Below are 26,886 nucleotides of genomic sequence, written 5' to 3'. Positions count from 1 at the left end.
GTTGGTGCCTTCGCGCGACTCGCTAACACGTCCGTAACCGCATAATCGCATCCGTAATCGCTTTTGCATTCGTGTCCAGGGTTTCCAGAGCCGCAACTGCGTTGTCAGCAACATTGTCTGCGCCAGCCCCTGAAATCCAATGAGTGATCTCTTCGATCGCCGCACCCAGAGCATGCTGGTTGTGCAGGAGCAGTGTTAGAGCATCAGCAGTGGCGATGTTGAAGTTTGTGTTACTTGGCATATGGATCATCCTTGAGTGAAAGGTAGAAAAGCCACGTCCGGCGCGCCAGATCAGCGTAGCCCAGGCAATCATTCATTGAAGACTTTTCCGCACCAAAATGGCGCCCCCGTCCCAAATCTTCCCTACATGGCCATTTTTCAGACGTGAAAAACCGCAAACGCCTGACTCCCTTTCTCATGAAATCAGCGGCTTGCGTTTTTCGAATTTGGCGGTTGAGAAGAGATTAAAGCTCTAAGTGCCCTTCATTTGTATTTCAAGTACGCTCAGCCCGTCCCATCAGCTAAGTGATAAGCATAAAAGATGTGGCCTCAACGGCTGCTTACGGCCAAAAGCGGTCTGTAGCGGTCATAAACGTTACAAAGGTCACAGCAAGCCGAGGGCGGTATCCGCAAGCCCGCCCCTGACCCTGCACGTTCACTTACCGTAAAGCCGCTGGGCAGAGTGCAGTGCTTTGGAAGTGTCTGCGTTGAAAGCTGCCTGCATCTCGTCCAAAGGATTTCCCAACCAAACTGGATTTAAGCCCCGTTTTTTTGCTTCATCCAACAGGGGCGAATACTGCTCAGTCATCAGATGGTAAAAAAGCATTGCACGTTCGACCCTCATTTCCATCCGGACGACAATTTCGCGTTCGTCTCTAATCCTTTGAGTCAGGTCTCGGAGTTTGTCCCATACCTCTTTGTCAGAGATAAAAGTATCCATCAGAATGTTTTCGACAAAGGTCAGGTCAGCGATTAACGCTCGCACGACATGGCCACCCAGCCGGCTCGCATAATAACCGCTGTTTAGGTCGGCTTTGCCATGCGATTTAGTGTGTATAAATCTTAGCTCGGTCAGGTCGGTCAGGACTTTCAGAGTATCGTCTTCTGAGAATCCGATAGATCGAATGTTGTCACGAATATCCGGCCCATCAATGTGCCCCCCTTCAGCATTGCTCTGTTTAACCAATGCCGAAAGGATAAACAACCTAAGCAATCCACCATTGGATTTGCCTAGCCGTGAGTCAAAAGGATTGCCAATTACGGAGAATTCTTCGCTATATACAGACTGGTTGCCCAGCAGGATAGAGCGGAACGCCTCCTGTTTCGGCAGCACGTATGTGTTTTTATTTTTATGGCTTTGAAGAGCCTTTGCTGGATCCGTATATCCTTTTGCTAGGAATTCCCTGGTCATCCGAAGAGCTAGGCGCACATCGTGGTTGGCAAGAACGTCAATGCGCTCGCCAATTTCTGTTCCCAGCACTGAAGACTTGACGATATCAATGAAAACCGACAAGTCATCGACTTTGAAATTCACGCCCCCGTGGGTAGTAAAGCTCCCGCTTTTTCCAGTCAACATTTGGCCGGTCATGAAAAAGCGACGACTTAATACTGCTGGTATTTCAGGCGGCTCAATATGCAAAGGGTCAAAATCGAAAGCATCAAAGGTCGAAGATCCCCTATGCGCTACGTAGGTAGATTCTCGCATGGAGATAATAAGGTTGAGGGACAATCGTCCTGCGATGGCCATTGCATCGGAAAAAATTCTTGACTGCGTACTGTCATCTTCGAACTGGTCGACATTGTCAATCACAAGGAAGATTGGCGCATGCTTCGCGCCATGCGCAATCATCTTGTCCACGTAGGGCTGTTTGGCGCTGTAATCGTTGAGAATCAGCTCCGTTATTTTTTTATCAAACTCAGTTTGGTTTTGAGCGATGAGAAACATAGGCCCTGATTGGAGCGCTTCAATCTCTTCGCGATAGGCGGGTCTGATGGCGCGCTGAAAATCCTTGAAATATGTGTCATTACTCAGGTAGGTGAACAGATGCGCGTAAATGAACTCTAGCGGATTCTCGCTGCGCGAAAAATTTCGGAAATCGATATCAATCCAGTGTGGGTAGGGCGCCGCCTGATTTTTTTCAAAATATGCTGCGGAAGCAACCTTGCGTGTGTACTGGAGAAAGGTTGTTTTGCCTGTGCCCACTGTACCCAAAATCAAAATCGCCAACGGCCGTCGCGACGCAGAAGCGGAGCTTATCGAGTCTGCCAGAGACGAGTAATCCTTCTTTCGCATCGGCTTTTTGGGCTGAGTCGAGAAGAGGGGCTCTCTGCGCTGCAAATGCATCCTGATACGGCTATCGAATTTTTGCCGGTCTGCATTTTTCACATAGCACTTTTCGAGGAGTGAACTCTCAGCACCTACGATTGAGTCTGAGAATGCGCTAATGACCTCGTTTTCAATCAACGGATAAATGGGATTATGTCGTTTTACGGTTGAGCCTTTGAAGAACTTATTGAGGCGCCGTTCTTCAAACTGGTCAGTAGTTCGACCTATAAGCTCGATGGCGAGATTGCCTTCAACCACAGCCGTTCGTGACAGCAGGTCTACGAAATGTTCCAATTCTTCCCCAAGGATTCGACTCAGTGAGTCGAATACGATTGCATAAGAATCCGAGAAAGAAACGGTATCTGTACGGACTGCCGGGAAAATGATCCATTGCGCACCGTTGGTGACAACGGCGAAAGGAATAGACTTTTTCCTACAGTAGTCCCGAGCTTGGACGATTGCTGCGCCGGTATCTCCTTCCATGATCCGGCCCGTGAGCTTGACTCGCTTCTGAGTGGGCACAACGTCGAAGCTGCGCCCGATACGCTTAGCTTCTATGAGTAACGCCACATCTGCGGTTCGAATGATGTAGTCGGCATACGTCGTACCGCCATCTTCGGAGACCCTCTCCTCGTAAGAGATGTCGGTGTCGTCCCACTCCAACACATCTTCCACGATTCTATCGATCAACTTTTTGCGTGTTTCCGCTTCGTTGGCGTTGTGCAGTACCAACTTTGCATGTGTGGTCAACAATTCGCTGGCAATGCTTTCGATCCCATTCACCATCCCACTCTCCTTTACTGCCGATCCGTCGACGGCCGAGTAGCCTCTTCATGTTCTTGCGGGAGCATCGCCATCACTATGACGAGTCATCCTAGCCCTCACTTGCTTTGCGGTAAAGGCGGCGCGTGTTGGTTCGTCTCTATTTCTCAAGACAAAGAAATGACTGCTTTGGGTCGGTTGTCGCCCTTCACGCCAGGCAAAAAACGGCCGATAGCAGTCTGTTGACAATGGCGAAGATTCGCCTTCAGAGGTCATTGTCACGCGAGCATGGCAAGCTAGACAGGTATACTGTATGTATATACAGTGCCAATGTCAGCTATCTTCATTGGTTCCGATTACCGCCTGAGAGATAGGGCGGCAGACCAATGGCCATTTGCAGGTCAACTCTGACTCTCGTAATCTCACATTGATATTACTGAAATGGAAATCGACCTGTGATCACGCTGAAAACTGCCATCATCCACAGTTTCAAAAAGATAGCTCATACAGATCTCGTTTCTGACGTAGTGAAAAAGGACGTTGTCCTCGATATACAAAACCCAGCTTTAGAGTCTCTGGTCGAAGGCATCAACGGCCTGATTGGTAAAGAAGGAAACAGTGTGGTCTACGGCCAATTTGCTGATGACGGTCGCCAGGGTCCGTTTCCTGATCGGTTTGGCGCTTACGTGGAAGTCTGTGGAGATGAGACTGAGTTTATCGAGCTAACCCACTTAGCCATGGATCAGCTTGTCGAGCAGGCTAGGGACCAAACTTTGGCTACCGGCGGCCATATTCTCTGCGCGCAATACACCTCCGGTGCGTCTGACTTCTTTCTGGTCGCCAGCATCAAACAGCGTGGTGGCATCCAGCTCGATGAGAACTACGTGCCCAAAGCCATTCAGGAGGTGGACCTGAAGACGGTTCAGCAGGCAGCCAGGATCAACTTTGTGAAATTCGCTTCGGTTACTGCCGCCGCATGTGCTGCTGCGGGCAATACAGTTGTAGATGCTGAGGGCGCAGAGGAGGTTGATTCGACCTATCTTTGCTTTATCAGCCGCGGTCGGGACAGCCAGGCTTCTGACTATTTCATCTCCGCTCTAGGATGCGCCAAAGGCGTGGCATCCGGCCGGGCGACCAAAAATGCGATTGATTTCGTAGGCCGTTTCTTCCGCAGCAAAAAAGAGCTCAAGCCCTTTGCTTACAAGGCGAAAGAAGCGGTTGTCCGTTACTTGCAGGACCGACTGTCGGATGGCAAATCCGCTCGGCTAGATGCGATCTGCCACGCAGCAATTCAGCACGTTCCGCCTGATCTAGTTGATGAAATTGCAGGACTGAAAGACTATCTCAACGAAGAAAAACATCGAGTACCCGAGGACTTTACTGTCAATGCTAAATCGCTGAAGGAGAAGACCAGGATCAAAGGCGAAGCTGCTAGCTGGTCGCTTCAATTCGAACGTGGCGCCTTGGGGAGAGAGGCAACGTCCGATGTTTATTACGATGAGGATCGCAAGAAGCTAACCCTGTCAAATATGAACCAGGAACTGGTCGAATTGATTGAAAAAGAGCTGCAGGCCAGGGTTGGGTAGGCCATGTTTTCCAATGTCGTAGCCCTGTACCGGGCAATGGGAGCGCCAGTCATCGAAGGTGGTGTGGTCTCCTACGAAGGGCTGCTGACTGCCAACATCACTGCCGCGCTGCACGCGTGCAAGGATCTGCCGCCCGAATTTGGCAAAATCCAGCATCATGAAGAGGTTGAAGGTGGCGCGGTAGAGATCGAGCTCCGCCTACCTACGAATGAATCTGGCCGGTTTTACGCGAAAGTTAGCGACTTGGCCCGTAACGGATCACTAGGCAAAGGACAGTTTCCGCAGAATGTTTACGTCGTTGACTTGGATTGGGCAGATTTCGACGAAATCGAACCGACACAAATTAAAGAGCTGAGACGAGTTTGTAGACTAATCGAGCTCCTTGCTTTGCTGGCAATCGGAGTGGACAAGGACAGCAGCCCAGATACATATAATTTGTTCTTCGCTTTACCTCCCGATGGCGCAAAACCGCCCAGGACATTTCTGCTGCCGACGCAAGTTGATGAACTTGTTCTAGGTCATGAACTTAGGCATATAAGTTTGCTTGAGGAGATTCTCAACCGAAAAAACGAGAATAAGGCTCATCTCTCAGAGCGCAAGCTTATGATTCGGATGGCTATCGCCAGTGTAATTGAGAAGTTTGAAAGTGAGCCAAATCTTTTCCTTGTCGTGGTCCGCGAATGGAAAGAGGTCCTGGCTACATATCGCGCCAATTTACAAACTTACGTCTATAGCTTTTCATTCGAGAAGGCTCGGCGCGAATTAGCACAAGCGGAAATCGACTATGGGACCAAACTCAGCGGCGTGTTGGGTGACGTCGCTGGCAAAATGCTTGCACTCCCTGTCTCTTTTGCTGGATGGGTTGTCCTGAACAACAGTACTTCTGCTTTTGAAGGGTTTGTTCTGGTACTTGGATTAAGTATTGTTTCGCTGGTTTTATTAGCGATATTGCACAATCAAATGCTTCAGACGGACCGCTTGTTGCACAGCTTCAATGTTGTTTTCGACGAATTCAAAGACAAAATCATAACTTATCCTCCCAAGCTTCAGGGCTTGCTCAGAATTACAATTGCACAAGTCGAAAAACAGGGGAGTACTTTGCGGCGTACTTTCCAGCTATTGCAGTTACTGGCGCTTATGCCCGCGGCCGGGGCGGTTCTGGTTAGTCTCGTAAAATATTGGGATGCGTTCTTGCAGGTTGTTGTGACTTCCATATCGGCGATTCTCACAGCCCCTGTTATTGACCCGATTTTTCTAAGTCCATAGCACTGGAGATCGGAGGCAAGTGTTAATAAAATTTCCGCTCCTGGCCGAAAGCTGCCGTCCGGAGGCAATGGCTAGATGCTGCTTGGCATATAAAAAGCCCCGCACCGTGAGGACGATGCGGGGCTTTGAGTATGGAGAGCGAGGGACAGTCCCGTACCATTTTCCGTACCAATGATCGTGTTTTTGCAGGTTTTATCAAGTATCGCTTAACCCTAACCCTTTGATTTCATTGATCTTGTTAACCCACCATAGACCACGGAACATGGCGGTGTAATTCTGTTCCAGTGTCACAGAGATTTATTCCGTATGGGTTCTAGAGGAGGGACGGTTCCTGTCAGTACCAATCAGGATTTGGTCAAGCGCCCCGGCTTCGCTTCAGTCATGAATGTGATTGATCCAACGGGCATAAGTCGAAGCGGCATTTGCACGCTACGGCCAAACTGATTCGGGATGAAATCGAGGTTCATGCATGTCATGGGGCTTATGGTAGCGTAAGTATGCACGTAGTTGTATTGCCAGCTGGCCCTGATATTGAGTGCAGCAGGGGCCGCTTGGCTGCTGTTGCCAGTCATTCTTGCGTGTTAGACAAACTCAAAAATCTTGATTGGCAGCCCAAACACGGTAATCACTCAGCGCTTAAAGGTGGGGTCATTGGAGATTTGCGCCTCAATGCCGACGATCGGCTTGTCGGAGAAGCGTGTCGTCATGCACCTGGCTGGAGCGGCGCAAGCCGGGGGCGGACATCCGTGTGAGGTTCCCTCGACCCCTTGTGGAAAAGGTGCCTGTTGCACATGGGGGGCACTAGGTCTGCCAGGGGCGCATTGCGTTGCGCCCTCGGTCGAAATTGCAATCCCTGCGGAGCTTTAGCCGATTCGTGAGTGTCACCTTTCAGGGCAGGGAGACGCACCAGGATACCGACGGCAGAGTATTCGAAGCGATGAATTCTGACGAAGCTAAGCCCCTGAATAAAGGTTGGCCTTGTCTAGTACTGTGCCACGTTCCGCTGACAATCATTGAGGCAGCCCTCTTGAGAGTCTGGGAAATCTTACGACGGGATTGCGGCTCTCGGTAAAAGGACCGCGCTCGCGAGCGTGCGCCCGGCTCGTTGTTCAGTTCCCACGATTTTCCTTTAACGGAATCAGTCAACTGATGTGACCGGCGCTTCAATTGAATATAGAGGCTAAAGAAATACGTTATTCAAAATATTCCTTTTTGATAGCTGAATTCGGATGTTGCACTGACTCTCTAGCGCTGTTATAAAAAGACAAGACTAATGTCAAATATATTACTACAGCGAGCAAGGCTTCCTTAGCGCTAAATTTATTCTTCAGATTTTTTGAGAAACCGTAAGAAATGGCGCAATAGCCTATCAAGTGAAATGGTAGGAAAAATCTGGTTTCTATCGCGCCTGGTGTGATCGCCAAAACAGGCAGCAACAATAAAACGAGCCAAGTGACTTTTGACAGTATTTGAGGCCAAGGATTTCGGCCCGTTTCAGATCTGGCAACCACGAGTACTAAGAAAAATGCACCTAGTACAGACACTGACAAGCTCGTAAAAGAACGGAAATTTCTATCCTTTGATGATGTTGATGTGTACGGGTCCGGATCTCTGACATCCATACCATTAATGAAATGCTTGGTATAAATTCGCAAAAACGAAAGCGGGTGATTGACGATGGCAGTAAGGATTTTGGGAACAGTAATAACGCCTTCGCCAAGATTTGCATTTTCAAATAAACGCTCGCCCAAAGGGTCTATGTAATAAATCGGATATATACCCCCGGTTTCTGAGTTGTATCCAGTCTCATACCTTTGTATGGTAACTCCCCACTTTAACTGATTGGCGTACAGCGAAGTATTCTTGTGATCCGTTATGACAAATGGTGACGGCGAGTTCAGGTGTTTAAAGTTGATTATTATCTGTGGCAACGAAGCAAAAGTCGCTCCGGCAATAAAAGAAGCTGTTAGCAGAAGTTTTTCGATGTGACTGTTTTTCTTCAGTAATAACGCCGGGATGATTGGGATTAAAATTAGTAATGGGAACAAATATATTGTTCTAATGTTGTAGGCGCCATAAGCGGTGATGCCTGCTAAAAACAAAAATAGAAACGATGAGGCCAGGTTTTTCTGTTTAGACGCTCTTAAGGCTAGGTAAAGGCTCGCCACGATCATGCATAGCGCCGGGAGATCACTTAACGGATAGGCCATTAGACCTGGAAAAAATATCGCAACGAGAAGTGGTGGAAGTATTCGGCGGGAGATCGAGAGTTTCCCTCCGATAAGTCGTGTAAATACATAGGGTAACAATGTGGAAAAAATGTAGGAGAATAGTAGCGCTTGTATAACATAAAATCCAATGTAGCCGGACGAGGGCCACGAATTCGCTATAAATCTAGGAATGGCGAGCACCAGAGGATAAAAATATCCTCGCATGGTTTTTGGAAAATCCAAGTCTAGAATGAAAGAGCTGTAATACCAGTAGGCGTTAGCATCGCCAACGAATTTAATAGCGCCTATGCAGAATTGGGTGGTGAAAATAATAAGTAAAGTTAAAAAAAATGCAGAAAGCTCTTCATGGTGCTTAAAGGCTTTAAGCATGGTTTTGATTTTAGAAGTATGTGGTTTCTTGTAACTGCTAGTGTCCATTCTTAATTTCCGGATGTTTTAATTTTAAACTCTGTAACGTGCTCGAGCTTTTAGGTGTTGGGCATGTGCTGGTAAATTCTACAGCATAAATTTCGAATTTATCGACCTACCATAAGTTTTGCCTGGAGCTTTTCTTTCTGAGGGAGGACGAATCGTCGCTTAGCAGTGCATGAAATGTTTCTCTCCGTACGCAGGATCCGATGCAGGTGGCCAAAAACTGGCCTTAGAGAAGAGTTGGTGGTTTGTCCTCATTTTTGTCAAAATAGATCAGCGCATCCAGAGAAAGCCGCTCGGTGAGCTGAATGTCCGCAGGTCTGTGCTCGAAACCGAGCGCGCTCAGTGGGTGGAGGAACAGCACTATGAATTTGCTCGTGCAAGCCGCTCCTGTGATCATATTTCGCCGCAGATGCGAGGTGATCGATGGACAGGTGTCTAATAATCGGCCGACTATCAAAAGCAAAGTGAAGCTCACGCGGGTGTTGGAAGTTAGTGCTTCAAGCGTATGCAATCATGTGCAGGGCGGTTGGGCACCGTTCGGAATCGGTTTATCTTGAATTTTATTGGAATTAATTTCGTTCGGAAAGTACAATTCGCCAAATTTTTAGCCTTCGTTTTACAGCGCGATGTGCTGCAAATTATTTGACAAGGAAATAATTTAATGGGTTCTAGTGCTGCGCAAAATTTGAGTTCAAAGGAGGCTTTGTCGGAGAGGGAGAATAATCTTTATGTTCGACCTTTAAGTTATCGTCCCGATATCGATGGGCTGCGAGCGCTCGCAATTCTTGCTGTAGTTATATATCACGCGTTCCCGACCGTGCTCACGGGTGGGTTTGTAGGTGTAGATATATTTTTTGTGATTTCCGGGTATCTGATATCCAATATTATATTCAAGGGTGTATCGACAAATAGCTTCAGTGTCTATGATTTCTACGTGCGGCGTGTGAGGCGTATATTCCCAGCGCTCCTGATAGTTCTGCTTTCGTCGTTTATCGCAGCCTGGGTGATCATGATGGGGGCAGAGTTTAAAGTTCTCTGCAAGCATATGATCGCTGGTTTAAGTTTTGTTCAGAATTTCATGATGTATTCCGAGTCGGGTTATTTTGACGCAACCGTTGAAACTAAACCTCTCATGCATTTGTGGTCATTGGGCGTCGAAGAGCAATTCTATCTCTTTTTCCCAGTTTCTATAATCGTTCTTTCCAAAGTCGCATCTAGGTTGGCGTATGCAATAGCGGTAACATTCGTTGGCCTATGTTCATTTGGATTCGGCTTGCTTTATATCTCCGACACACCAGCGGGCGTTTTTTTTCTACCTCAATACCGGGTTTGGGAGTTACTGTTTGGTAGCTTGTTAGCTTACGTTGCGGTGTTCGGATCGCCCCATTCGTGTAAAATTCGATCTCGGGTTCTCCGTAATGCGGCCTCATTTGTGGGTATAACCTTCGTCGTTACAGCAGTATCTATTATTGATAAAAATAAACAATTTCCTGGTTATTGGGCGCTGCTTCCCGTCATAGGCTCAGCACTATTAATATTTTCAGGGCCTGACGCTTGGATTAATAAAAAAGTATTGTCGTCACGCTTCCTGGTCTTTATTGGCTTGATCAGCTATCCGCTCTACTTGTGGCATTGGCCGATATTCTCTTTTACTTACATTTTTTTCTCAGGCACACCCGACTTCCCACTGCGCAGTGCTATGGTAGTTTTATCTGTAGTTCTCGCATGGTTGACCTATAGGTTTATCGAAATACCTATGCGCCAAAAAATATCCGGTCGCACAGCGTTCAGACTTCTGATCTGCGGGGCTCTGGTGTTTATAAGTATTGGTGCGGCGACCATTTCTAAAAATGGGTTTCCATCTCGTCAAGACGAAAGAGAGCAGTTCGCGGAGTACTTTGCTAATGTAAAACCTGATTGGCAATATTTTATGAAACAGGACATTCCTGGTAAGTTCAGGTACGATTGTGACTGGTACAATATGGATGCTTTTCTCAAAGGTTCAGCCACAAATATTCCAGTTTCCAATATTGCAGAAAAATGTTTCAAGTCAAACAAATCCAAGAAGCTTGTTTTTTGGGGGGATTCACACGCGCAACAATATATTTACGGAGTGACACACGAGTTACCTAAAGAGATTGGGGTTCTCAGTGTGGCTACTTCCGGTTGTTTGCCTAATCTTCCGGAAATCGACGCTTCAACTACTGAATATTGCAAAAAATCCAATAAATTTGCGATTCAGACGATAAAGGATCAAAGGCCTAGTGTGGTAATTATAGGTCAGGTACTCTGGCACGATGTCTCCGCCAGTCTCCCTCAACTCGCGACTGCATTGACCTCCTACGGCGTCAAGCATGTAATTGTTATGGGTCCAGTCCCGTTGTGGGACGGGAGGCTTAATCAGATCATATTACAGAGACATTGGGAGTCCACGCCGACTTACTTAAAAGATGGCGTCGTCCAGCATGTTCTTGATTCCGAAGCTGTGCTCAAAAGCAAGTATGGTGATGGGCAGGGTGGATTTCAGTATGTTTCGATGATTGACCTGTTGTGTACTGATAAAGGATGCAGAACTTATTTAGGTTCTGATCGAAAAACTGGAATGACTACGTTTGATAATAGCCATCTATCTCCAGTTGCTTCTATTTATGCTGCGCAGACGACGTTGGTTCCGTTGATAATGAAAGATATCGCAGAAGATAAATAGTTAATACTTTTTTAGCCGGGCCCGCAGATATGCGGGCTTTTTACTATTGCCTTGGCTTTCTAGAACCGGGGTATGATTCTGTTCTAGATCTATCGAACTATCTGTGGAAGTTTTCGCAGCCCGTAAATTTGGTGTAACGCAATTATTCGTCGCGGCCTTCCATCATCGTCCGTTTCAGCATCACATAAACCGCGCCGGCGCCGCCGTGGCGGGCCTGGCAGGAGCAGAAACCGAGCACTTGCGCATGCTGGCGCAGCCAGGTGTTGACGTGGCTTTTGATCATCGGCCGCTTGCCATCCAGGCGCACAGCCTTGCCGTGCGTCACGCGCACGCAGCGGATTTCGAACTTGGTCGCTTCGGCGAGAAAGGACCAAAGCGTTTCCCGGGCCTTTTCCACGCTCATGCCGTGCAGGTCGAGGCTGCCTTCGAACGGGATCTGCCCGACCTTGAGCTTGCGCATCTGGCTTTCCTGCACGCCGTCGCGGGACCACATCAGTTCGTCTTCCGGGCCGACGTCGATCACGAACTGGTCGGACAAGCCATCAATGATAGTGGTGTCGCTGCGCACGGTGGCGGACTGACGCAGCTTGGCAATCTGCGCGCGGTCAGCCTTGGGTTTGCCGGTGTCGGCGCGGTCGTGCTTGATCGGCTTGACGCCCTGGATCGCACTTTTGAACAGAGAAAAATCGTCGTCTTGCATGTCAGCCTCCGCGAAGGGCGGCCAGTTTACCCAAGTCGACAGAAAACGGCCCGGCAAAAAGCCAGGCCGTTGGGTCAGTCGTGTTTTTTCATCAGATGCGGGGACATGTTCAGTTCCCGCGATTGCCGTGCGCGACGGCGGCAGCGGCGCCACAGGGCAACGCCGAAATACAGAAACAGCAAGCCGACGGCGAGCATGATTGCCGAGCCCAGCGGTGATGCGTTCAGGTCACCCAGCGCCGGCGGGCGGCCGAGCAGGCTGGCTGCCCCGGCCATCGCCAGCAGCACGCCGAACGTCGCCAGAATGGCCGAGATCGCCGCGCCAAATCGAAAACGCCAGTTGCTTTGGCCTTTGGGCCGCAAACGGCGTGCGTCAAATCCATCGGATAACTTCATTCCGACCTTCCTCAATGGTATCGGCCCTTCGACCGGGAGTTGACCGGGTTGTTCCTGAGGCTATGGCATTTGCGGCAAATCAGCGGATATAGCGGATGAGCGGCGCCAATGCACCGCTCACAAGGGCAGGATCAGATCAGGTCCTGAGTCTTGGCCAGGGTGGCGAAGTTGTCAGCCATGATTGCCATTTCCGCTTCCTGCACGCGCTCGGCGCTGAGTACGCCGCCCTTGAACGGCAGATCGCGAGTCGCGCAGGCGTCTTCGACCAGGGTGCAGCGGAAACCGAGGTTCTTCGCCGCGCGCACCGTGGTGCTGACGCTGGAGTGACTCATGAAACCGCAAACGATCAGGTCCAGCGAGCCGAGGTTCTGCAGGCGCTCGAGTAGCTCAGTGCCATGGAAAGCGCTCGGCAGCAGTTTGCCGATAATGGTTTCATCACCCTGTGGTTCCAGACCAGGGATGAACTCGCCACGTTCGCCCTGCGGGTCGAACAGGCCACCAACGGTGCCGAGATGACGCACGTGCACGATCGGCCGACCGGCGGCACGGGCTGCGGCAACCACTTGTTTGATGTTCGCGACGGCCGCGTCCATGCCGCTCAGGGCCAGCGGGCCACTGAGGTATTCCTTCTGGGCATCGATGATGACCACGGTGGCATGGCTCAGGGTGGCCGCTGCGTAACCGCGACCGCTGAGTTGAAACATCGTTTTTGGAACGGACATTCTGGGGCTCCTCGGGGTGGGGCTTTTGCGACATTGTCCTCTGGCTGAGCGATTCTGTGAATCGCTACCATCGTAGGCGCCGTCGTTCTTGGCCTGCAGCCTTGTCAAGTTACACGTTCCGTTCAATGCCTGATGCAAAAAAAAGAAATCTCCTACCGTTGCCGCGCGGTTTTTCCTGCGTCGTCGTCGGGCGTTTTGGCTGTTAGAATCGCCAGTCGTTTTTTCTGGAGTTCTACGCCGTGATCACTTCCCGACTTCGTACCCTGCGCGACCACATCCGTTGGGCCGTCAGCCGCTTCCATGGGGAGGATCTGTTTTTCGGTCATGGCACCGACAACGCCTGGGATGAGGCGCGCCAGTTGGTGCTGGGCGCTTTGCACCTGCCATGGGAAATCGCCGACAGCTATCTTGATTGCGCGCTGGAAGATGACGAACTGGTCAATCTGCAGCGCTTGCTCAAGCGCCGCATCGAAGATCGCGTTCCGACCGCCTATCTGCTCGGCGAGGCGTGGTTCTGCGGCATGTCGTTCATCGTCGACCAGCGCGTGTTGATCCCGCGTTCGCCGATTGGTGAACTGATCGAAAACCGCTTTGCGCCATGGATCGGCAACGAACCGGCGCGAATTCTCGACCTGTGCACGGGTTCCGGTTGCATCGGTATTGCCTGTGCTTACGAGTTTCAGAATGCCGAGGTAGTGCTCGCGGACCTGTCGTTCGAGGCGCTGGAAGTGGCCAACCAGAACATCGAGCGCCATGGCGTCGATGAGCGCGTCTACACCGTGCAGGGTGATGGCTTCGATGGCTTGCCGGGTCAGCGTTTCGACCTGATCGTGTCGAACCCGCCCTACGTCGACGCGGAAGATTTCGCCGACATGCCGGACGAATATCAGCACGAGCCGGAGCTCGGTCTGGCCTGCGGTGATGATGGTCTGAATCTGGTCCGGCGCATGCTCGCCGAAGCGGCGGATCATCTGACCGAGAAAGGTTTGTTGATTGTCGAGGTGGGCAACAGCCAGGTGCACGTCGAGGCGTTGTACCCGGAAGTCGATTTCGCCTGGCTGGAGTTCCAGCGTGGCGGGCATGGCGTGTTCATGCTGACAGCCGAGCAGTGCCGCGCGCATCAGGCCCTGTTCGCGTCCCGCGTCTAAGGTTGTGACAGATCGTTCCCACGCAGAGCATGGGAACGATCAGTACGCGCCCAAGCCCTCAGCGGTGCGTAGCAATCCAGATCAACAACCCCGCCTGAAACACCGCAAACGCCACCAGACACGTAATGGTGAAGCGCAACCCGGCGTCTTCACGCTTGAACTTGCTGACTTTCTCTTCCTGCTTCTTCAGTTTCACTTCCTGCTCAGCGAGATTCTGTTCGGCCTGCTGCAGCATCTGCGCGGCTTCAAGAATCTCGACGATCTGCAGTTTTTCGCTGTTCCAGTCACCGAGCAGATCACCGACCTGCACCGCCTTGATGCTGCCCTTCAAATGCTGGGCGTCGGCGTAAGCCACATCGAAACCGTGCACGCGCAGGAAATGGTCGCGACGCAAGCGAGTGTCTTCGTTTAGCGCATCCTTGTTGTTCAGGTCCATGCCTTCGACGGTGTAGCCGGGCCAGCGCTTTTTCGCCCAATTGATGCCTTGCGCAGCCATGAAGCGGCCGATACCGCGATTCAGCGGTTCGATCTGCAAGCCACTGTCGGGACCGAAACTCACGCGTTTGCTCGCGTGGTCGACCCACACATCAAGATGATTCTGCTCTTTGCGCACACGCTGGTTGGGCAGCTTGATCGCCATGCGCATCAGGCTGCGCTCTTTGCTGTTGCGCTCGGCATAACCGAATTCGACAAAGCGCAACGGCCGGCCGCCGGTGTTGCGGTCGGTCTGCAGCGGCGCCAGGCGAAGCATCTTGTGGTGCTCGGCCTGAACGTCCGCCCACGGCAGTTCGACCGCTGGCGGTGCGTCTTTTTCAGCGCTGGTGTCGGGTGAAGTCTGGGTTTCAGTCATAACGGCGAGATCCTGTCCAAGCCCTGCTTGCCGCCAGACGTTGCGCTGGCGACAAAGGCTTATCGGCCGTTTTCTGTGAGGCTGGAGGGTAAAACGCAGTTAACTTGCACGAATTCCGTCAATAAATTCGATGACGGCAGCGCCCAGTTCGGCGGCCAGGGGCAAATTCGGGTCCTTGTAGGAGGCCAATTGCCGCTTCATGTCGTTGTGGACGATGCGCAGCACGTGATTCATACCGTCGATCACCGTCAGTTGCGCGTCCGGTTTCGCCGCCTTGAGCAGCTTCGCGTCCTCGGTGCCGACCTGAATGTCGTTGCTGCCCTGAACGATCAGTGCCGGCATTTTCAGCTGGGCAAAGGCTTGCGCCGGGTCCTGACGGAACAGCGAAATCAGGTACGGCTGCACGCTCGGGCGAAAGATCACCTGCAACGGCTGCGGCACGTTGTCATCGGTATGGCCGGCCTTGAGGCTGTCGAGCAGCTCGTTGCTGCGCAGCATCAGTGGCGGCGGCAGGCTGCGCGCCAACTGTTCGCGGATCACTTCATCGACCGGCCGCGCGCTGCCAGACAGCGAGATCACCGCCGCTGCGTCCAGCTTCGGCGCAGCGAGGCTGGCAATCAGCGCGCCTTCGCTGTGGCCGAGCAGAATCAGTTTGCCGAAACGCGGATCGGCCTTGAGCTTCTGCCCCCACGCCACCGCGTCCGCCGCATAGCCTTCTACAGACAAATCACGTTCATCGGGAGCGGCCGCCAGGCTTGCCGCAACGCCACGCTTGTCGTAGCGCACGCTGGCGATGTTGTGTTTGGCCAGCACCCAGGCCAAGCGCTTGAGACTGTCGTTGCGCCCGCCGTCGGGGTTGTTTCCGTCGCGATCTGTAGGACCCGAGCCAGAAATCATCAGAACAATCGGCACCGGGCTGTCGGACTTGGGCAGCAACAGCGAGCCGAAAAGTTCGCCGCTGCCGGTGTCCAGAGTGACCGGGCGCTGTAGGACTGTCGCTTGGGCAAAGCCGGTAAAGAGGGTAAGACTCAAGATCAGAACTCGCAGCATCATCACGCCATCATTGGTCAAGGTGCCGGTTGGACTCGCCGGCACCACTAAGGTTCGAGGATGAACTACTCGGTTAGCCTGCGTATACTGGCGCGCATCAAGAATTCGGGTTTGATTTCACGGAGCGTCCTGCATGTCCGGCAATACCTACGGCAAGTTGTTCACTGTCACCACCGCTGGCGAAAGCCATGGTCCGGCGTTGGTCGCCATTGTCGACGGCTGCCCGCCGGGCCTGGAGATTTCCCTGGAAGATCTGCAGCGCGACCTCGATCGCCGCAAGCCTGGCACCAGCCGCCACACCACCCAGCGCCAGGAAGCCGATGAAGTCGAAATCCTCTCCGGCGTGTTCGAGGGTCGCACCACCGGTTGCTCGATCGGCCTGCTGATTCGCAACACCGACCAGAAGTCCAAGGACTACTCGGCGATCAAGGACCTGTTCCGCCCGGCTCATGCCGACTACACCTATCACCACAAATACGGCGAACGCGATTATCGCGGCGGTGGCCGCAGTTCAGCGCGGGAAACCGCCATGCGCGTGGCAGCCGGTGCGATCGCCAAGAAGTATCTGGCCAGTCAGGGCATCGTGATTCGCGGTTACATGAGCCAGCTCGGTCCGATCGAAATTCCATTCAAGACTTGGGATTCGGTCGAAGAAAACGCCTTCTTCAGCCCTGACCCGGACAAGGTCCCGGAGCTGGAAGCCTACATGGACCAGTTGCGCCGCGATCAGGACTCGGTCGGAGCGAAGATCACCGTGGTCGCCGAAGGGGTCATGCCGGGCCTTGGCGAGCCGATCTTCGATCGCCTCGACGCCGAACTCGCCCACGCGCTGATGAGCATCAACGCGGTTAAGGGCGTGGAGATCGGCGCCGGTTTCGCCTGTGTCGCCCAGCGTGGTACCGAACACCGCGATGAACTGACGCCGGAAGGATTCCTCAGCAACAACGCCGGCGGCATCCTCGGTGGCATCTCGTCCGGCCAGCCAATCGTTGCGCATCTGGCATTGAAACCGACCTCGAGCATTACTACGCCGGGCCGCTCGATCGACGTGAATGGCAACCCGGTCGATGTGATCACCAAGGGTCGTCACGACCCCTGTGTCGGCATCCGCGCGACGCCGATCGCCGAAGCGATGATGGCCATCGTGCTGATGGATCACCTGCTGCGCCACCGTGGGCAGAACGCCGATGTGCGCGTGAGCACGCCGGTGCTGGGCCAGCTCTGATGGCTGCGCTCAAAGCCGTCGCGGCATAACCGGCGTGGCGGCGCTTCCTTACTGGCGGCTGTCCAGTTTCTATCTGTTCTATTTCGCCTTGCTCGGTTCGACAGCGCCGTTCCTGGCGCTGTACTTCGATCACCTCGGCTTCAGCGCCGCACGCATCGGCGAGTTGGTGGCGATTCCGATGCTGATGCGCTGCGTGGCGCCGAACATCTGGGGCTGGCTCGGCGATTACACCGGCAGGCGTCTGGCCATCGTGCGCTTTGGCGCGGTGTGCACGTTGCTGACCTTTTCACTGATCTTCGTCAGCCAGACCTACGCCTGGCTGGCGATGGTCATGGCCCTGCATGCGTTCTTCTGGCACGCAGTGCTGCCGCAGTTCGAAGTCATCACCCTCGCGCATTTGCAGGGGCAAACATCGCGCTACAGCCAGATTCGCCTGTGGGGCTCGATCGGTTTCATCATCACTGTGGTAGTGCTGGGGCGGCTGTTCGAATGGCTCAGTCTGGACATTTATCCGGCGGCGCTGGTGCTGATCATGGCTGGCATCGTCCTCAGCAGTTTGTGGGTGCCGAATGCGCAACCGGCGCAGGGCAATCGGCCGACGGGTGATGGCTTCCTCAAGCAATTGCGTCATCCCGGCGTGCTGGCGTTTTATGCTTGCGTCGCGCTGATGCAGGTCAGCCACGGGCCGTATTACACCTTTCTGACTCTGCACCTTGAACGCCTCGGTTACAGCCGTGGCGTCATCGGTATGCTCTGGGCCGTGGGCGTGGTGGCGGAAGTGCTGATGTTCATGGCCATGAGCCGCATTCTGGCGCGCTTTTCCCTGCGCCGGGTGTTGCTGGCGAGCTTCCTGCTGGCGGCGTTGCGCTGGGTGCTGCTCGGTTCGTTTGCGGAGTTTCTCTGGGTGTTGTTGTTCGCCCAAGTGCTGCACGCAGCGACTTTTGGCAGCTTTCACGCGGCTGCCATCGCTTTCGTGCAACGTAGTTTCGGCGCCCGCCAGCAAGGTCAGGGCCAGGCGCTGTATGCGGCACTGGCCGGCACCGGCGGGGCGCTGGGCGCCCTGTATTCCGGCTACAGCTGGAATGCCCTCGGCGCGACATTGACCTTTAGTATTGCCAGTCTCGCAGCGCTTGCCGCTGCCGTTATCATTGCCACATGTATGCAAGAGGACAGGCCATGAGCCTTAGCCGTGAACAGCTCGCCCAGCAGATCGTTGACGCCGGGCGTTTTCTATATGGCCGTGGCTGGTCGCCAGCCACCAGCAGCAACTATTCGACGCGCCTGTCGCCGAGCGAAGCGCTGTTGACCGTATCGGGCAAGCACAAGGGCCAGTTGGGTGTGGATGACGTGCTCGCTACCGATCTGTCCGGCAATAGCCTGGAGCCGGGCAAGAAACCCTCCGCCGAAACCTTGCTGCACACCCAGCTCTACAGTTGGCGCGCGGAGATCGGTGCGGTGCTGCACACTCATTCGGTGAATGCCACGGTGTTGTCGCGGCTGACCCCGGAAGATTTCATCGAGTTCGAAGACTACGAATTGCAGAAAGCCTTCAGCGGCATTTCCACCCATGAATCACGGGTGCGTGTGCCGATTTTTGACAACGATCAGGACATTGCGCGCCTCGCCGCCAAGGTGCAGCCTTGGCTCGACGCCCATCCCGATTGCGTCGGTTATCTGATTCGCGGCCATGGCCTCTACACCTGGGGCGCGCAGATGAGCGACGCGCTGCGGCAGATCGAGGCTTTTGAATTCCTGTTTGAATGCGAGTTGAAAACCCGCAGCGTCATGAACTGCCAAGGCTGAGTTCATCTGAAACAGCCCGTTTGCCTGATGCCATGCGGCGCCCGACCGGTCTTCAAGAGCCGGACGGCGCCGCCGCTACCGAGGAATTGCCCATGAGCAGCCTGTCCGTTTATCACGTTTCCAGCCCTGAGATTCCCAACAAGGTGCTGACCCATTTCGAAGACATCGCCTCGACGCTGGCCGAGCAAGGCGTGCGTTTCGACCGCTGGCAGGCCGCCGCGAAGATCCAGCCCGGCGCCAGCCAGGAAGAAGTCATCAGTGCTTATAAAGAGCAGATCGACAAATTGATGACCGAGCGCGGCTACATCACCGTCGATGTGATCAGCCTCAACAGCGATCACCCGCAAAAAGCCGAACTGCGCGCCAAGTTCCTCGAAGAGCACCGTCACGGCGAAGACGAAGTACGATTTTTCGTCGCCGGTCGTGGCTTGTTTACCCTGCACATCGACGATTACGTCTATGCCGTGCTCTGTGAAAAGAACGACCTGATTTCGGTTCCGGCCGGCACCAAGCACTGGTTCGACATGGGCGAACATCCGCACTTCGTGGCGATCCGTCTGTTCAACAACCCGGAAGGCTGGGTTGCCAATTTCACCGGCGAAGACATCGCCGGTCGTTTCCCGCGTCTGGAGGACTGAAACCGTGTCGATCAAAGCCATCCTCACCGACATCGAAGGCACCACCAGCGCGGTGAGTTTCGTCTTCGACGTGCTGTTTCCCTACGCCGCCAAACATTTGCCCGACTTTGTGCGCCAGAACGCTTCGCGTGCTGATGTCGCCGAACAGCTCGACGCCGTGCGTCGCGACAGCAACGAGCCGCAGGCTGACGTTGAACGGGTTGTTGAAATCCTCTTGAGCTGGATCGCCGAAGACCGCAAGGCCACGCCGTTGAAGGCGTTGCAAGGCATGGTCTGGGCGCAGGGCTATCAGGCCGGGCAGTTGAAGGGGCATGTCTATCCTGATGCCGTTGAAGCGCTGCAACGTTGGCATGCGGCCGGTTATCAACTGTTTGTTTACTCGTCCGGCTCGATTCACGCGCAGAAACTGATTTTCGGTTGCTCGGAAGCGGGGGATCTGACACCGCTGTTCAGCGGCTATTTCGACACCACATCGGGGCCGAAGCGTGAGGCGCAGTCCTACCGCAACATTCAGCAGGCGGTGGGTGTTGAAGCCGATGAAATCCTGTTCCTGTCGGACATCGTCGAAGAGCTCGACGCTGCCCAGTCGGCCGGCATGAAAACCTGCGGTCTGGCGCGTGGAGGCGGGGAGTTGGCAGGGCACGTGACGGTGGACAGCTTTACCGGAATCGAACCGGAAGCTTTCTGACCCTTGAGTGAAAATGTGGGAGCGAGCCTGCTCGCGAAAGCGGTGTGTCAGTAAAACAATTTGTATCGGACAACACCGTATTCGCGAGCAGGCTCGCTCCCACAGTAGATATGTGGCAGACATAAACAAACAGGCCGTGAAGCGCATGCTCAACGGCCTGTTTTTGTTTAAAGCAAATTACAACGAGTGATAGGTCGGCAGAGCAAAACGCTGCTGGCTCTGCAGCATCGCAATTTGCGGCAGCTCGCTGGCTTGTTCGGCAAGGTCGCGGCGGATCGCGCTGATCGCCCACGACAGTTGGTCGCCGGCATGCAGTTGCTGATACGAGAGCGCGCGTTTGAAGACTTTGCCGTCGCTGCTACGCAGAGTGAGCAGGATGCCACCGTCAGGACGTGGGGCAGTGCTGACTTCGTAGTTGGAGAACAGCGATGTAAATTTTTCTTGAATCAGGCTCATGTCATCAGCTCCGTATGTACTTGAATGGCAAGCATGCGGAGGTAGTTGCAGCGTTTGTGCCAGTATTGATTCGAATAAAATCCCTTTAAAATCAACAAGTTGTAGGCATTGCATTTTGCAGGCGTCGTGCAATCTGCATGAATGGCCATCGTGCATCCTGCATTTTGCGTGATTTTTCTCCGTACAACGGAACCAAACGTCCGTACCAGAATCCGCTCTCCCCGAAGGCGCGACGGGATACAAATCATTGCAAAAACCGCGTGTACAGCCCCGCGAGCACTGACGTACTTTCCTTCTCGACCCACGGCGTAAACGCGTCGGTCGCAGTCATTACCCGATAACAAGAACAGCGGTCTGCACGTCAAGATCGAACGGGGAGCTTTCATGCGTCACGCACCAAGCGACACGATTACCTGGGGCATGATGCTCCGCAAACTGCCGATGATCGCCAAAGCCATCCCCCGGGTGGTCAAAGGCATGAAGGTGGCCAATGTCACGGATCCGACCCAAACGTGTGGTCTGGGCTGGACGTTCGAGCAGGCGACGCTGCGCAATCCCGATGGTGTGGCGTTGTTGCAGGGCGATGTTGCGTTGACCTACACGCAGGTCAACCAGTGGGCCAATCGCATTGCGCATTACCTGAGTGAGCAAGGTATCGGCAAGGGCGACGTGGTCGCGGTGTTCATCGAGAACCGTGCGGAATTGCTGGTGACAATCCTGGCGCTGGCCAAGCTCGGCGCGGTCAGTGCGCTGCTCAATACCTCGTTGATGCGCGACACGCTTGTTCACAGCATCAATCTGGTTGCGCCTGTGGCCATCGTGGTCGGCGAAGAACTGACCGCTGCCTATGCCGGCGTGCGTGATCAGGTAGCGATCGCAGCGCCCCGCACCTGGTTTGTCGCGGATCAGGACACATACAGCCATCCGGGCATCGCGCCCGAGGGCTACGTCAATCTGATCAGCGCCAGTGCTGACGCCAGTAGCGATAACCCGCCGAGCAGCGCGCAGATTTTCTTCGACGATCCGTGTTTCTACATCTACACCTCCGGTACCACCGGCCTGCCCAAGGCCGGGGTGTTCAAGCATGGACGCTGGATGCGCAGTTCAGCGAGCTTCGGCATGATCGCCCTCGATATGCGCCCGGATGATGTCGTTTACTGCACCTTGCCGCTGTATCACGCCACGGGCCTGTGCGTGTGCTGGGGATCGGCGATCAACGGCGCCTCGGGTTTCGCCATCCGCCGCAAGTTCAGCGCCAGCCAGTTCTGGGGTGACGTGCGCCGCTATCGCGCAACCACCATCGGCTATGTCGGTGAGCTGTGTCGCTACTTGGTTGAGCAACCGGTCAGCGCCGATGACAGCCGCCACGACGTGCGCAAGATGATCGGCAATGGCTTGCGCCCCGGCGCCTGGGCCGAGTTCAAGACGCGTTTTGCCGTCGAGCACATCTGCGAGTTGTATGCCGCGAGCGACGGCAACATCGGTTTCACCAACATCCTCAATTTCGACAACACCGTCGGGTTTTCGCTGATGGCCTGGGAACTGGTCGCTTACGACCATGACAGTGGCGAGCCGTTGCGCGGCGATGATGGTTTCATGCGCAAGGTCGGCAAGGGCGAGCAGGGCCTGCTGCTGGCGCGGATCGACGACAAGGCACCGCTGGACGGTTACACCGACCCGCAGAAAACCGCCCGCGTCGTCCTCCACGATGTGTTCAACAAGGGCGATCGCTTTTTCAACACCGGCGACCTGCTGCGCAATATCGGTTTCGGCCATGCGCAATTTGTTGATCGCCTCGGCGATACCTATCGCTGGAAGGGTGAAAACGTGTCGACCACCGAAGTCGAAAACCTGTTGCTGCAACATCCATTGATTGCTGAAGCCGTGGCCTACGGTGTGGAAATCCCCAACACCAACGGGCGTGCGGGGATGGCCGCAATCACTCCCGCCGAATCGTTGGCCACGCTGGATTTCGCTGAATTGCTGAGTTTCGTCCGGCAACGTATGCCGGCTTATGCCGTGCCGTTGTTCTTGCGGGTGAAAGTGAAAATGGAAACCACCGGGACCTTCAAATACCAGAAGACTCGCCTGAAAACCGAAGGCTTTGACCCCGGGCTTACCGGCGATGACCCGATCTTCGCCTGGTTGCCCGGCAGCGAAACTTACGTGCATGTCAGTGAGCAAATCCTCGCTGAAATTCAACAGGGCAAACATCGATATTGAGTGTGGCTATCGGGACGCTCGGAAAAAACCGAGTGACAGCCACCGTCGCGCTCGGGAAACTGTCGGCTTTCCGATAGACCGAAATGGAGTGCCCCATGTCCGACCAAAGCCGCCAGATGACCCCTGAAGAAGCTGCCGAATTCACCGAGCAGGTTTTCAACAAGGCGCGCGACGGTGATGCCGAGATGCTTGATCGCCTGGTCACCGCCGGGCTGCCGGTGAACCTGAAAAACAGCAAGGGCGACACCTTGTTGATGCTCGCCAGCTACTACGGCCATGTCGATGCGGTGAAGGTCCTGCTTAAACACAAAGCCGATCCGGAAATGCGCAATGGCAACGGCCAGAGCCCGATTGCCGGCGCTGCGTTCAAAGGCGATCTGGCGGTGGTCAAGGCGCTGGTCGAGGCGGGCGCCGAGATCGAAGGCTCGTCGTTTGACGGCCGCACGGCGCTGATGATGGCGGCGATGTTCAACCGCGTTGAAATCGTCGACTACCTGATTGGCCAGGGCGCTGACCCGAAAGCCAAGGACGCCAATGGCGTGACCGCGCTGGATGCGGCGCGGACCATGGGCGCAGTCGATACCACCGCGCAGCTGGAAAAGTTGTTGGCGTAAAGTTCACGGACTGTGGCGAAGGGCAGAATGCGCTATCCTTCGCGCCCTGAAAATTCACCTCCGCCACAGGATCCGCCCTCATGAAAGCCGCACTCGTCGAACTCATCAGCAAAATCAGCTCCGGCTGCATGGGCGAGGACGAGATCCTGAAAGTGGCCGACGAAGCCGCGCAGGCCTACGCCGATGCCAATGCTTTTCTGGCCGCCAATCCGGACATCAACTACGACGACACTTTCCCGATCCCGCTGGGTGAGTGGGTAGTGGTCGGTAGCCTGCCGGAAACCGTGCTGTTTCAGGCCGATGCCTATGTCAATCTGTTCGCACAAATCGTTGCTTCGTTTGGCCCCGGCGTGGATTTCAACCTTAAGCCCAAACAACTGGCCAAGACCGAAGCACTGACCGCACTCAACCGCATCCAGGTGCAAATGAGCAGCCTGAACAAGGAAAACGGCGGTTACACGTTGATGAACTTCAGCCAGTTGCTCGACGATGAATTGCAAATGGTCCTGGTCTACGGCAACGACGTGCCCCGCGTGCTGGAGTTGTGCGCCGAGGCCGGCATCGCCGCTGCGCCGGCACTGGAAGCCTTGAAGGTCGCCGTTCACGTCTGAACGCAATAAAAGGGAACCCTGCGCGCGACCGTCTATCCTAAAAGTGCATGCCACTATTCTGGAGCGACACCATGGGTTCCACGTTCAACGGTCTGATTGGCCTGATCATCCTTGCCCTCGACATCTGGGCCATCATCAACGTGCTGAAAAGCGGCGCCTCCACCGGAATGAAAATCGTCTGGGTGTTGCTGATCATCCTCCTGCCGGTGCTGGGCCTGATCATCTGGGCGATTGCCGGACCGCGGGGCAACGTCCGGATCTGAGCTGATTTTCGATCACACTGTTATCCCTGTGGGAGCGAGCCTGCTCGCGAAGACGTTGTGTCAGTCGCCATCACCGGCAACTGATGCTGCGCTTTCGCGAGCAGGCTCGCTCCCACATTGGTTTGCGGTGGTAAAAACAAGCTGAGGTTCGACCTGTCATCTTCGGCAACGTAGAATGCGCGCCTTTCCCGGGCAATCGTCCCCACGATGGCGCCCGCGCATTTATCGGAGCACTTGACCATGACCGTTACCAAGACCAGCGAGTACCTGGAAACCCTCTACGAAGGCTACGGCCAGCGTTTTCGCATGGAAAAACTGCTGCACGAAGTGCGCACCGAACACCAGCATCTGGTGATCTTCCAGAACCCGCGCATGGGCCGGGTGATGGCGCTGGACGGCGTGATCCAGACCACCGAAGCCGACGAATTCATCTACCACGAGATGCTCACCCACGTGCCGATCCTCGCCCACGGTACCGCCAAGCGCGTGCTGATCATCGGTGGCGGTGACGGCGGTATGCTGCGCGAAGTGACCAAGCACGCCGGCGTCGAGCACATCACCATGGTTGAAATCGACGGCACCGTGGTCGACATGTGCAAGGAATTCCTGCCGAACCATTCCGCCGGAGCCTACGATGATCCGCGCCTGAACCTGGTGATCGACGACGGCATGCGTTTCGTCGCCACCACCACTGAAAAATTCGACGTGATCATCTCCGACTCCACCGACCCGATCGGTCCGGGCGAAGTGCTGTTCTCGGAGAATTTCTACCAGGCGTGCCGCCGCTGCCTGAACGAAGGCGGCATCCTGGTGACTCAGAACGGCACACCGTTCATGCAAATCGACGAAGTCAAAACCACCGCCGGTCGCCTGCGCAGCCTGTTCCCGGACTGGCACTTCTACCAGGCCGCCGTGCCGACCTACATCGGCGGCTCGATGACCTTCGCCTGGGGCTCGACCAACCCGGCCTACCGCAAGCTCAGCCGTGAAACCCTGCAACAGCGCTTCATCGGCAGCGGCATTGTCACCCGTTACTACAACCCGGAAATCCACATCGGCGCGTTCGCCTTGCCGCAATACGTGCTGCAGGCGGTCAACAAGCCAAGCAACGACTGATCACGTTGAAGTCGCTCTGCAAGGGAGCTTTTGTGGTGAGGGGATAAATCCCCTCGCCACAGAAGTCCGCCTTACCGATTGGATGGTTATTTTCACCGTTGTCGGCCGCAATCCTTTTGAACCAACTCTCGCGGGAAAAAGTCGAGATAGAGGTAAGCCCATTTACGGGTTGATCGAGGAGGCACTGATGCAAAAGTGGAAAGTCACTTTCGTGGATGATCACGGTGAAATTGTCGATGAAGTCTTCGAACGTGAGGAATGCCCGTCCGATGATGAAGCCGCACGGCTCGTCAAAGAGCGGCTTCTTCCGGTCGCCGCCCAGCTGGATCTCAACGATCTGGAAGGGCGCACCGCCGATGCCGGGGTGAAAAACCTCAAGACCCAGAACGGCATCGAAATCCTCAGCATCACCCCTGTCTGAACACTTCCTGTCATCTCGTAAACCAGGCCTTGGCAGCGGCGCTCTCTTGGGGCTACTCTGCAAGCGAGATCAGCGAATGGATCGCTAAGGTCTGGTCTTGTCAGCTACATGCTTGTTTCCCGCGCGCAACCACGTTGCCGTAGTACTTAGGCCAAAAGGCCCGGGGCGGGAATACGGAAAGTCTATCCATCAATCGAGGGGGACGATTCATGAGCACAGCCTATCAAGAAGACATCAGCAGCAACGTTCTGCGCCGCATGAAAGAAGGCGGTTTCGATTTTTCCCGGTTCCATCCCATCGAGTTCTACGCGATTTTCCCGGACGAGGAGCGGGCGCGCAGGGCAGCAGGCAAATTTCGCGGTGAATCCATCAATGCCCAGGTCAGTGCGCGCGACGACGGCGCCTGGTCGCTGGAATTGAGCAAAGTGATGTACGCAACCTATGACGACATCGGCGATTTCGAGCAAGGCTTTTCAGCCGTGGTCGAACCGCTGGGCGGCATTATCGAGGGTTGGGGCGTGAAGCAGGAGGTGCGCAATCGTTACCGGTTGAATTGATATTGCGCATTGTTTGTCGGACAACGGCTGACCTTCGGGTCGGCCGTTGTCGTTTCTGGCTTCTGCACATCGCAGTGGCAAAACCCTGAAACAAGAATCCCGGGCAAAAAAAAA

General features: G+C 54.5%; 25 protein-coding genes. 16 read left to right on the top strand and 9 right to left on the bottom strand.

Translation table 11 applies throughout. The features are described from left to right. Positions 1 to 22 precede the first annotated feature (22 nt). Entirely contained in the window at positions 23 to 241 is a 219-nt protein-coding gene (locus KVG87_RS25230) for a hypothetical protein (RefSeq protein WP_217853111.1), read from the bottom strand. Positions 242 to 655: 414 nt separating this feature from the next. After that, positions 656 to 3,112, bottom strand: a complete 2,457-nt coding sequence (locus KVG87_RS25225; RefSeq protein ID WP_225930998.1) for a P-loop NTPase fold protein — start codon at positions 3,110 to 3,112, stop codon at positions 656 to 658. 431 nt (positions 3,113 to 3,543) lie between these two features. Between KVG87_RS25225 and KVG87_RS25220 the strand changes: the two genes are divergently transcribed. Then, on the top strand, positions 3,544 to 4,674 hold the full coding sequence (locus KVG87_RS25220; protein ID WP_217853109.1) for a nucleoid-associated protein: 1,131 nt from the start codon (positions 3,544 to 3,546) through the stop codon (positions 4,672 to 4,674). A 3-nt stretch (positions 4,675 to 4,677) separates the two neighbouring features. After that, the gene (locus KVG87_RS25215) at positions 4,678 to 5,940 is read left to right on the top strand and encodes a hypothetical protein (RefSeq protein ID WP_217853107.1); all 1,263 of its coding nucleotides are present in this window, start codon (positions 4,678 to 4,680) and stop codon (positions 5,938 to 5,940) included. Between the two features lie 1,193 nt (positions 5,941 to 7,133). Here KVG87_RS25215 and KVG87_RS25210 read toward each other — a convergent pair. Further along, complete coding sequence (locus KVG87_RS25210) at positions 7,134 to 8,588, bottom strand: hypothetical protein (RefSeq protein WP_217853105.1); 1,455 nt, start codon at positions 8,586 to 8,588, stop codon at positions 7,134 to 7,136. 658 nt (positions 8,589 to 9,246) lie between these two features. Here KVG87_RS25210 and KVG87_RS25205 point away from each other — a divergent pair. Continuing rightward, the gene (locus KVG87_RS25205; RefSeq protein ID WP_217853103.1) at positions 9,247 to 11,292 is read left to right on the top strand and encodes an acyltransferase family protein; all 2,046 of its coding nucleotides are present in this window, start codon (positions 9,247 to 9,249) and stop codon (positions 11,290 to 11,292) included. Between the two features lie 142 nt (positions 11,293 to 11,434). Here the strand turns inward: KVG87_RS25205 and KVG87_RS25200 are convergent, their stop codons facing one another. The 3 genes from KVG87_RS25200 to KVG87_RS25190 all read right to left on the bottom strand — a co-directional run bounded on the left by KVG87_RS25200 (position 11,435) and on the right by KVG87_RS25190 (position 13,109). After that, positions 11,435 to 11,992 (bottom strand): Smr/MutS family protein, encoded by a 558-nt coding sequence (locus tag KVG87_RS25200; protein WP_217853101.1) that lies wholly within the window; start codon positions 11,990 to 11,992, stop codon positions 11,435 to 11,437. Positions 11,993 to 12,066: 74 nt separating this feature from the next. After that, on the bottom strand, positions 12,067 to 12,387 hold the full coding sequence (locus KVG87_RS25195) for a hypothetical protein (RefSeq protein WP_016773771.1): 321 nt from the start codon (positions 12,385 to 12,387) through the stop codon (positions 12,067 to 12,069). Between the two features lie 131 nt (positions 12,388 to 12,518). Beyond that, a complete protein-coding gene (locus KVG87_RS25190) occupies positions 12,519 to 13,109 on the bottom strand; it encodes a cysteine hydrolase family protein (RefSeq protein WP_016773772.1) in 591 nt (196 codons plus the stop codon). Between the two features lie 239 nt (positions 13,110 to 13,348). On the opposite strand from KVG87_RS25190, the gene prmB reads away from it, so the two are divergent. After that, positions 13,349 to 14,257 (top strand): 50S ribosomal protein L3 N(5)-glutamine methyltransferase, encoded by a 909-nt coding sequence (gene prmB / locus KVG87_RS25185; protein ID WP_056784046.1) that lies wholly within the window; start codon positions 13,349 to 13,351, stop codon positions 14,255 to 14,257. Positions 14,258 to 14,315: 58 nt separating this feature from the next. On the opposite strand, the gene KVG87_RS25180 is transcribed toward prmB, so the two are convergent. Together KVG87_RS25180 and KVG87_RS25175 are read right to left on the bottom strand one after the other, a co-directional pair. Beyond that, positions 14,316 to 15,107 carry a hypothetical protein gene (locus KVG87_RS25180; protein ID WP_110601262.1) on the bottom strand — a complete coding sequence of 264 codons (792 nt, stop codon included), beginning with the start codon at positions 15,105 to 15,107 and terminating at the stop codon, positions 14,316 to 14,318. A 99-nt stretch (positions 15,108 to 15,206) separates the two neighbouring features. Continuing rightward, positions 15,207 to 16,160, bottom strand: a complete 954-nt coding sequence (locus KVG87_RS25175) for an alpha/beta hydrolase (RefSeq protein WP_130926301.1) — start codon at positions 16,158 to 16,160, stop codon at positions 15,207 to 15,209. A 130-nt stretch (positions 16,161 to 16,290) separates the two neighbouring features. Between KVG87_RS25175 and aroC the strand changes: the two genes are divergently transcribed. The 5 genes from aroC to mtnC all read left to right on the top strand — a co-directional run bounded on the left by aroC (position 16,291) and on the right by mtnC (position 20,511). After that, on the top strand, positions 16,291 to 17,382 hold the full coding sequence (gene aroC, locus KVG87_RS25170; RefSeq protein WP_024012223.1) for a chorismate synthase: 1,092 nt from the start codon (positions 16,291 to 16,293) through the stop codon (positions 17,380 to 17,382). A 34-nt stretch (positions 17,383 to 17,416) separates the two neighbouring features. Next, positions 17,417 to 18,562 (top strand): MFS transporter, encoded by a 1,146-nt coding sequence (locus tag KVG87_RS25165; protein ID WP_217853099.1) that lies wholly within the window; start codon positions 17,417 to 17,419, stop codon positions 18,560 to 18,562. Beyond that, complete coding sequence (locus KVG87_RS25160; protein WP_217853097.1) at positions 18,559 to 19,185, top strand: methylthioribulose 1-phosphate dehydratase; 627 nt, start codon at positions 18,559 to 18,561, stop codon at positions 19,183 to 19,185. Before KVG87_RS25165 ends, KVG87_RS25160 begins: the two co-directional genes overlap by 4 nt. A 92-nt stretch (positions 19,186 to 19,277) precedes the next feature. Next, complete coding sequence (locus tag KVG87_RS25155; protein ID WP_038861971.1) at positions 19,278 to 19,823, top strand: 1,2-dihydroxy-3-keto-5-methylthiopentene dioxygenase; 546 nt, start codon at positions 19,278 to 19,280, stop codon at positions 19,821 to 19,823. Positions 19,824 to 19,827: 4 nt separating this feature from the next. After that, complete coding sequence (gene mtnC / locus KVG87_RS25150) at positions 19,828 to 20,511, top strand: acireductone synthase (RefSeq protein WP_217853095.1); 684 nt, start codon at positions 19,828 to 19,830, stop codon at positions 20,509 to 20,511. A 177-nt stretch (positions 20,512 to 20,688) separates the two neighbouring features. Here the strand turns inward: mtnC and KVG87_RS25145 are convergent, their stop codons facing one another. Next, positions 20,689 to 20,967, bottom strand: coding sequence for a DUF3509 domain-containing protein (locus KVG87_RS25145; protein ID WP_016773780.1), 279 nt, complete (start codon positions 20,965 to 20,967; stop codon positions 20,689 to 20,691). Between the two features lie 384 nt (positions 20,968 to 21,351). Between KVG87_RS25145 and KVG87_RS25140 the strand changes: the two genes are divergently transcribed. The 7 genes from KVG87_RS25140 (at position 21,352) to KVG87_RS25110 (ending at position 26,772) form a co-directional block, all read left to right on the top strand. Then, positions 21,352 to 23,190: a long-chain-acyl-CoA synthetase gene (locus KVG87_RS25140; protein ID WP_073472587.1), complete on the top strand. Its 1,839-nt coding sequence runs from the start codon at positions 21,352 to 21,354 to the stop codon at positions 23,188 to 23,190. Between the two features lie 95 nt (positions 23,191 to 23,285). Beyond that, the gene (locus tag KVG87_RS25135; protein ID WP_039763836.1) at positions 23,286 to 23,804 is read left to right on the top strand and encodes an ankyrin repeat domain-containing protein; all 519 of its coding nucleotides are present in this window, start codon (positions 23,286 to 23,288) and stop codon (positions 23,802 to 23,804) included. Positions 23,805 to 23,884: 80 nt separating this feature from the next. Continuing rightward, positions 23,885 to 24,415, top strand: coding sequence for a hypothetical protein (locus KVG87_RS25130; RefSeq protein WP_217853093.1), 531 nt, complete (start codon positions 23,885 to 23,887; stop codon positions 24,413 to 24,415). A 71-nt stretch (positions 24,416 to 24,486) separates the two neighbouring features. Continuing rightward, the gene (locus KVG87_RS25125) at positions 24,487 to 24,678 is read left to right on the top strand and encodes a PLDc N-terminal domain-containing protein (protein ID WP_016773784.1); all 192 of its coding nucleotides are present in this window, start codon (positions 24,487 to 24,489) and stop codon (positions 24,676 to 24,678) included. A 240-nt stretch (positions 24,679 to 24,918) separates the two neighbouring features. Further along, positions 24,919 to 25,794, top strand: a complete 876-nt coding sequence (gene speE, locus KVG87_RS25120) for a polyamine aminopropyltransferase (protein ID WP_217853091.1) — start codon at positions 24,919 to 24,921, stop codon at positions 25,792 to 25,794. A 187-nt stretch (positions 25,795 to 25,981) separates the two neighbouring features. Further along, a complete protein-coding gene (locus KVG87_RS25115) occupies positions 25,982 to 26,215 on the top strand; it encodes a hypothetical protein (RefSeq protein WP_076566825.1) in 234 nt (77 codons plus the stop codon). A 209-nt stretch (positions 26,216 to 26,424) separates the two neighbouring features. Then, the gene (locus tag KVG87_RS25110; protein WP_003223226.1) at positions 26,425 to 26,772 is read left to right on the top strand and encodes a ribonuclease E inhibitor RraB; all 348 of its coding nucleotides are present in this window, start codon (positions 26,425 to 26,427) and stop codon (positions 26,770 to 26,772) included. The last annotated feature ends 114 nt before the right edge of the window (positions 26,773 to 26,886 follow it).

It is taken from the genome of Pseudomonas siliginis, assembly GCF_019145195.1.
GTDB classification, from domain to species: Bacteria; Pseudomonadota; Gammaproteobacteria; order Pseudomonadales; family Pseudomonadaceae; genus Aquipseudomonas; species Aquipseudomonas siliginis.
This window is presented reverse-complemented; position numbering and strand designations above follow the sequence as displayed.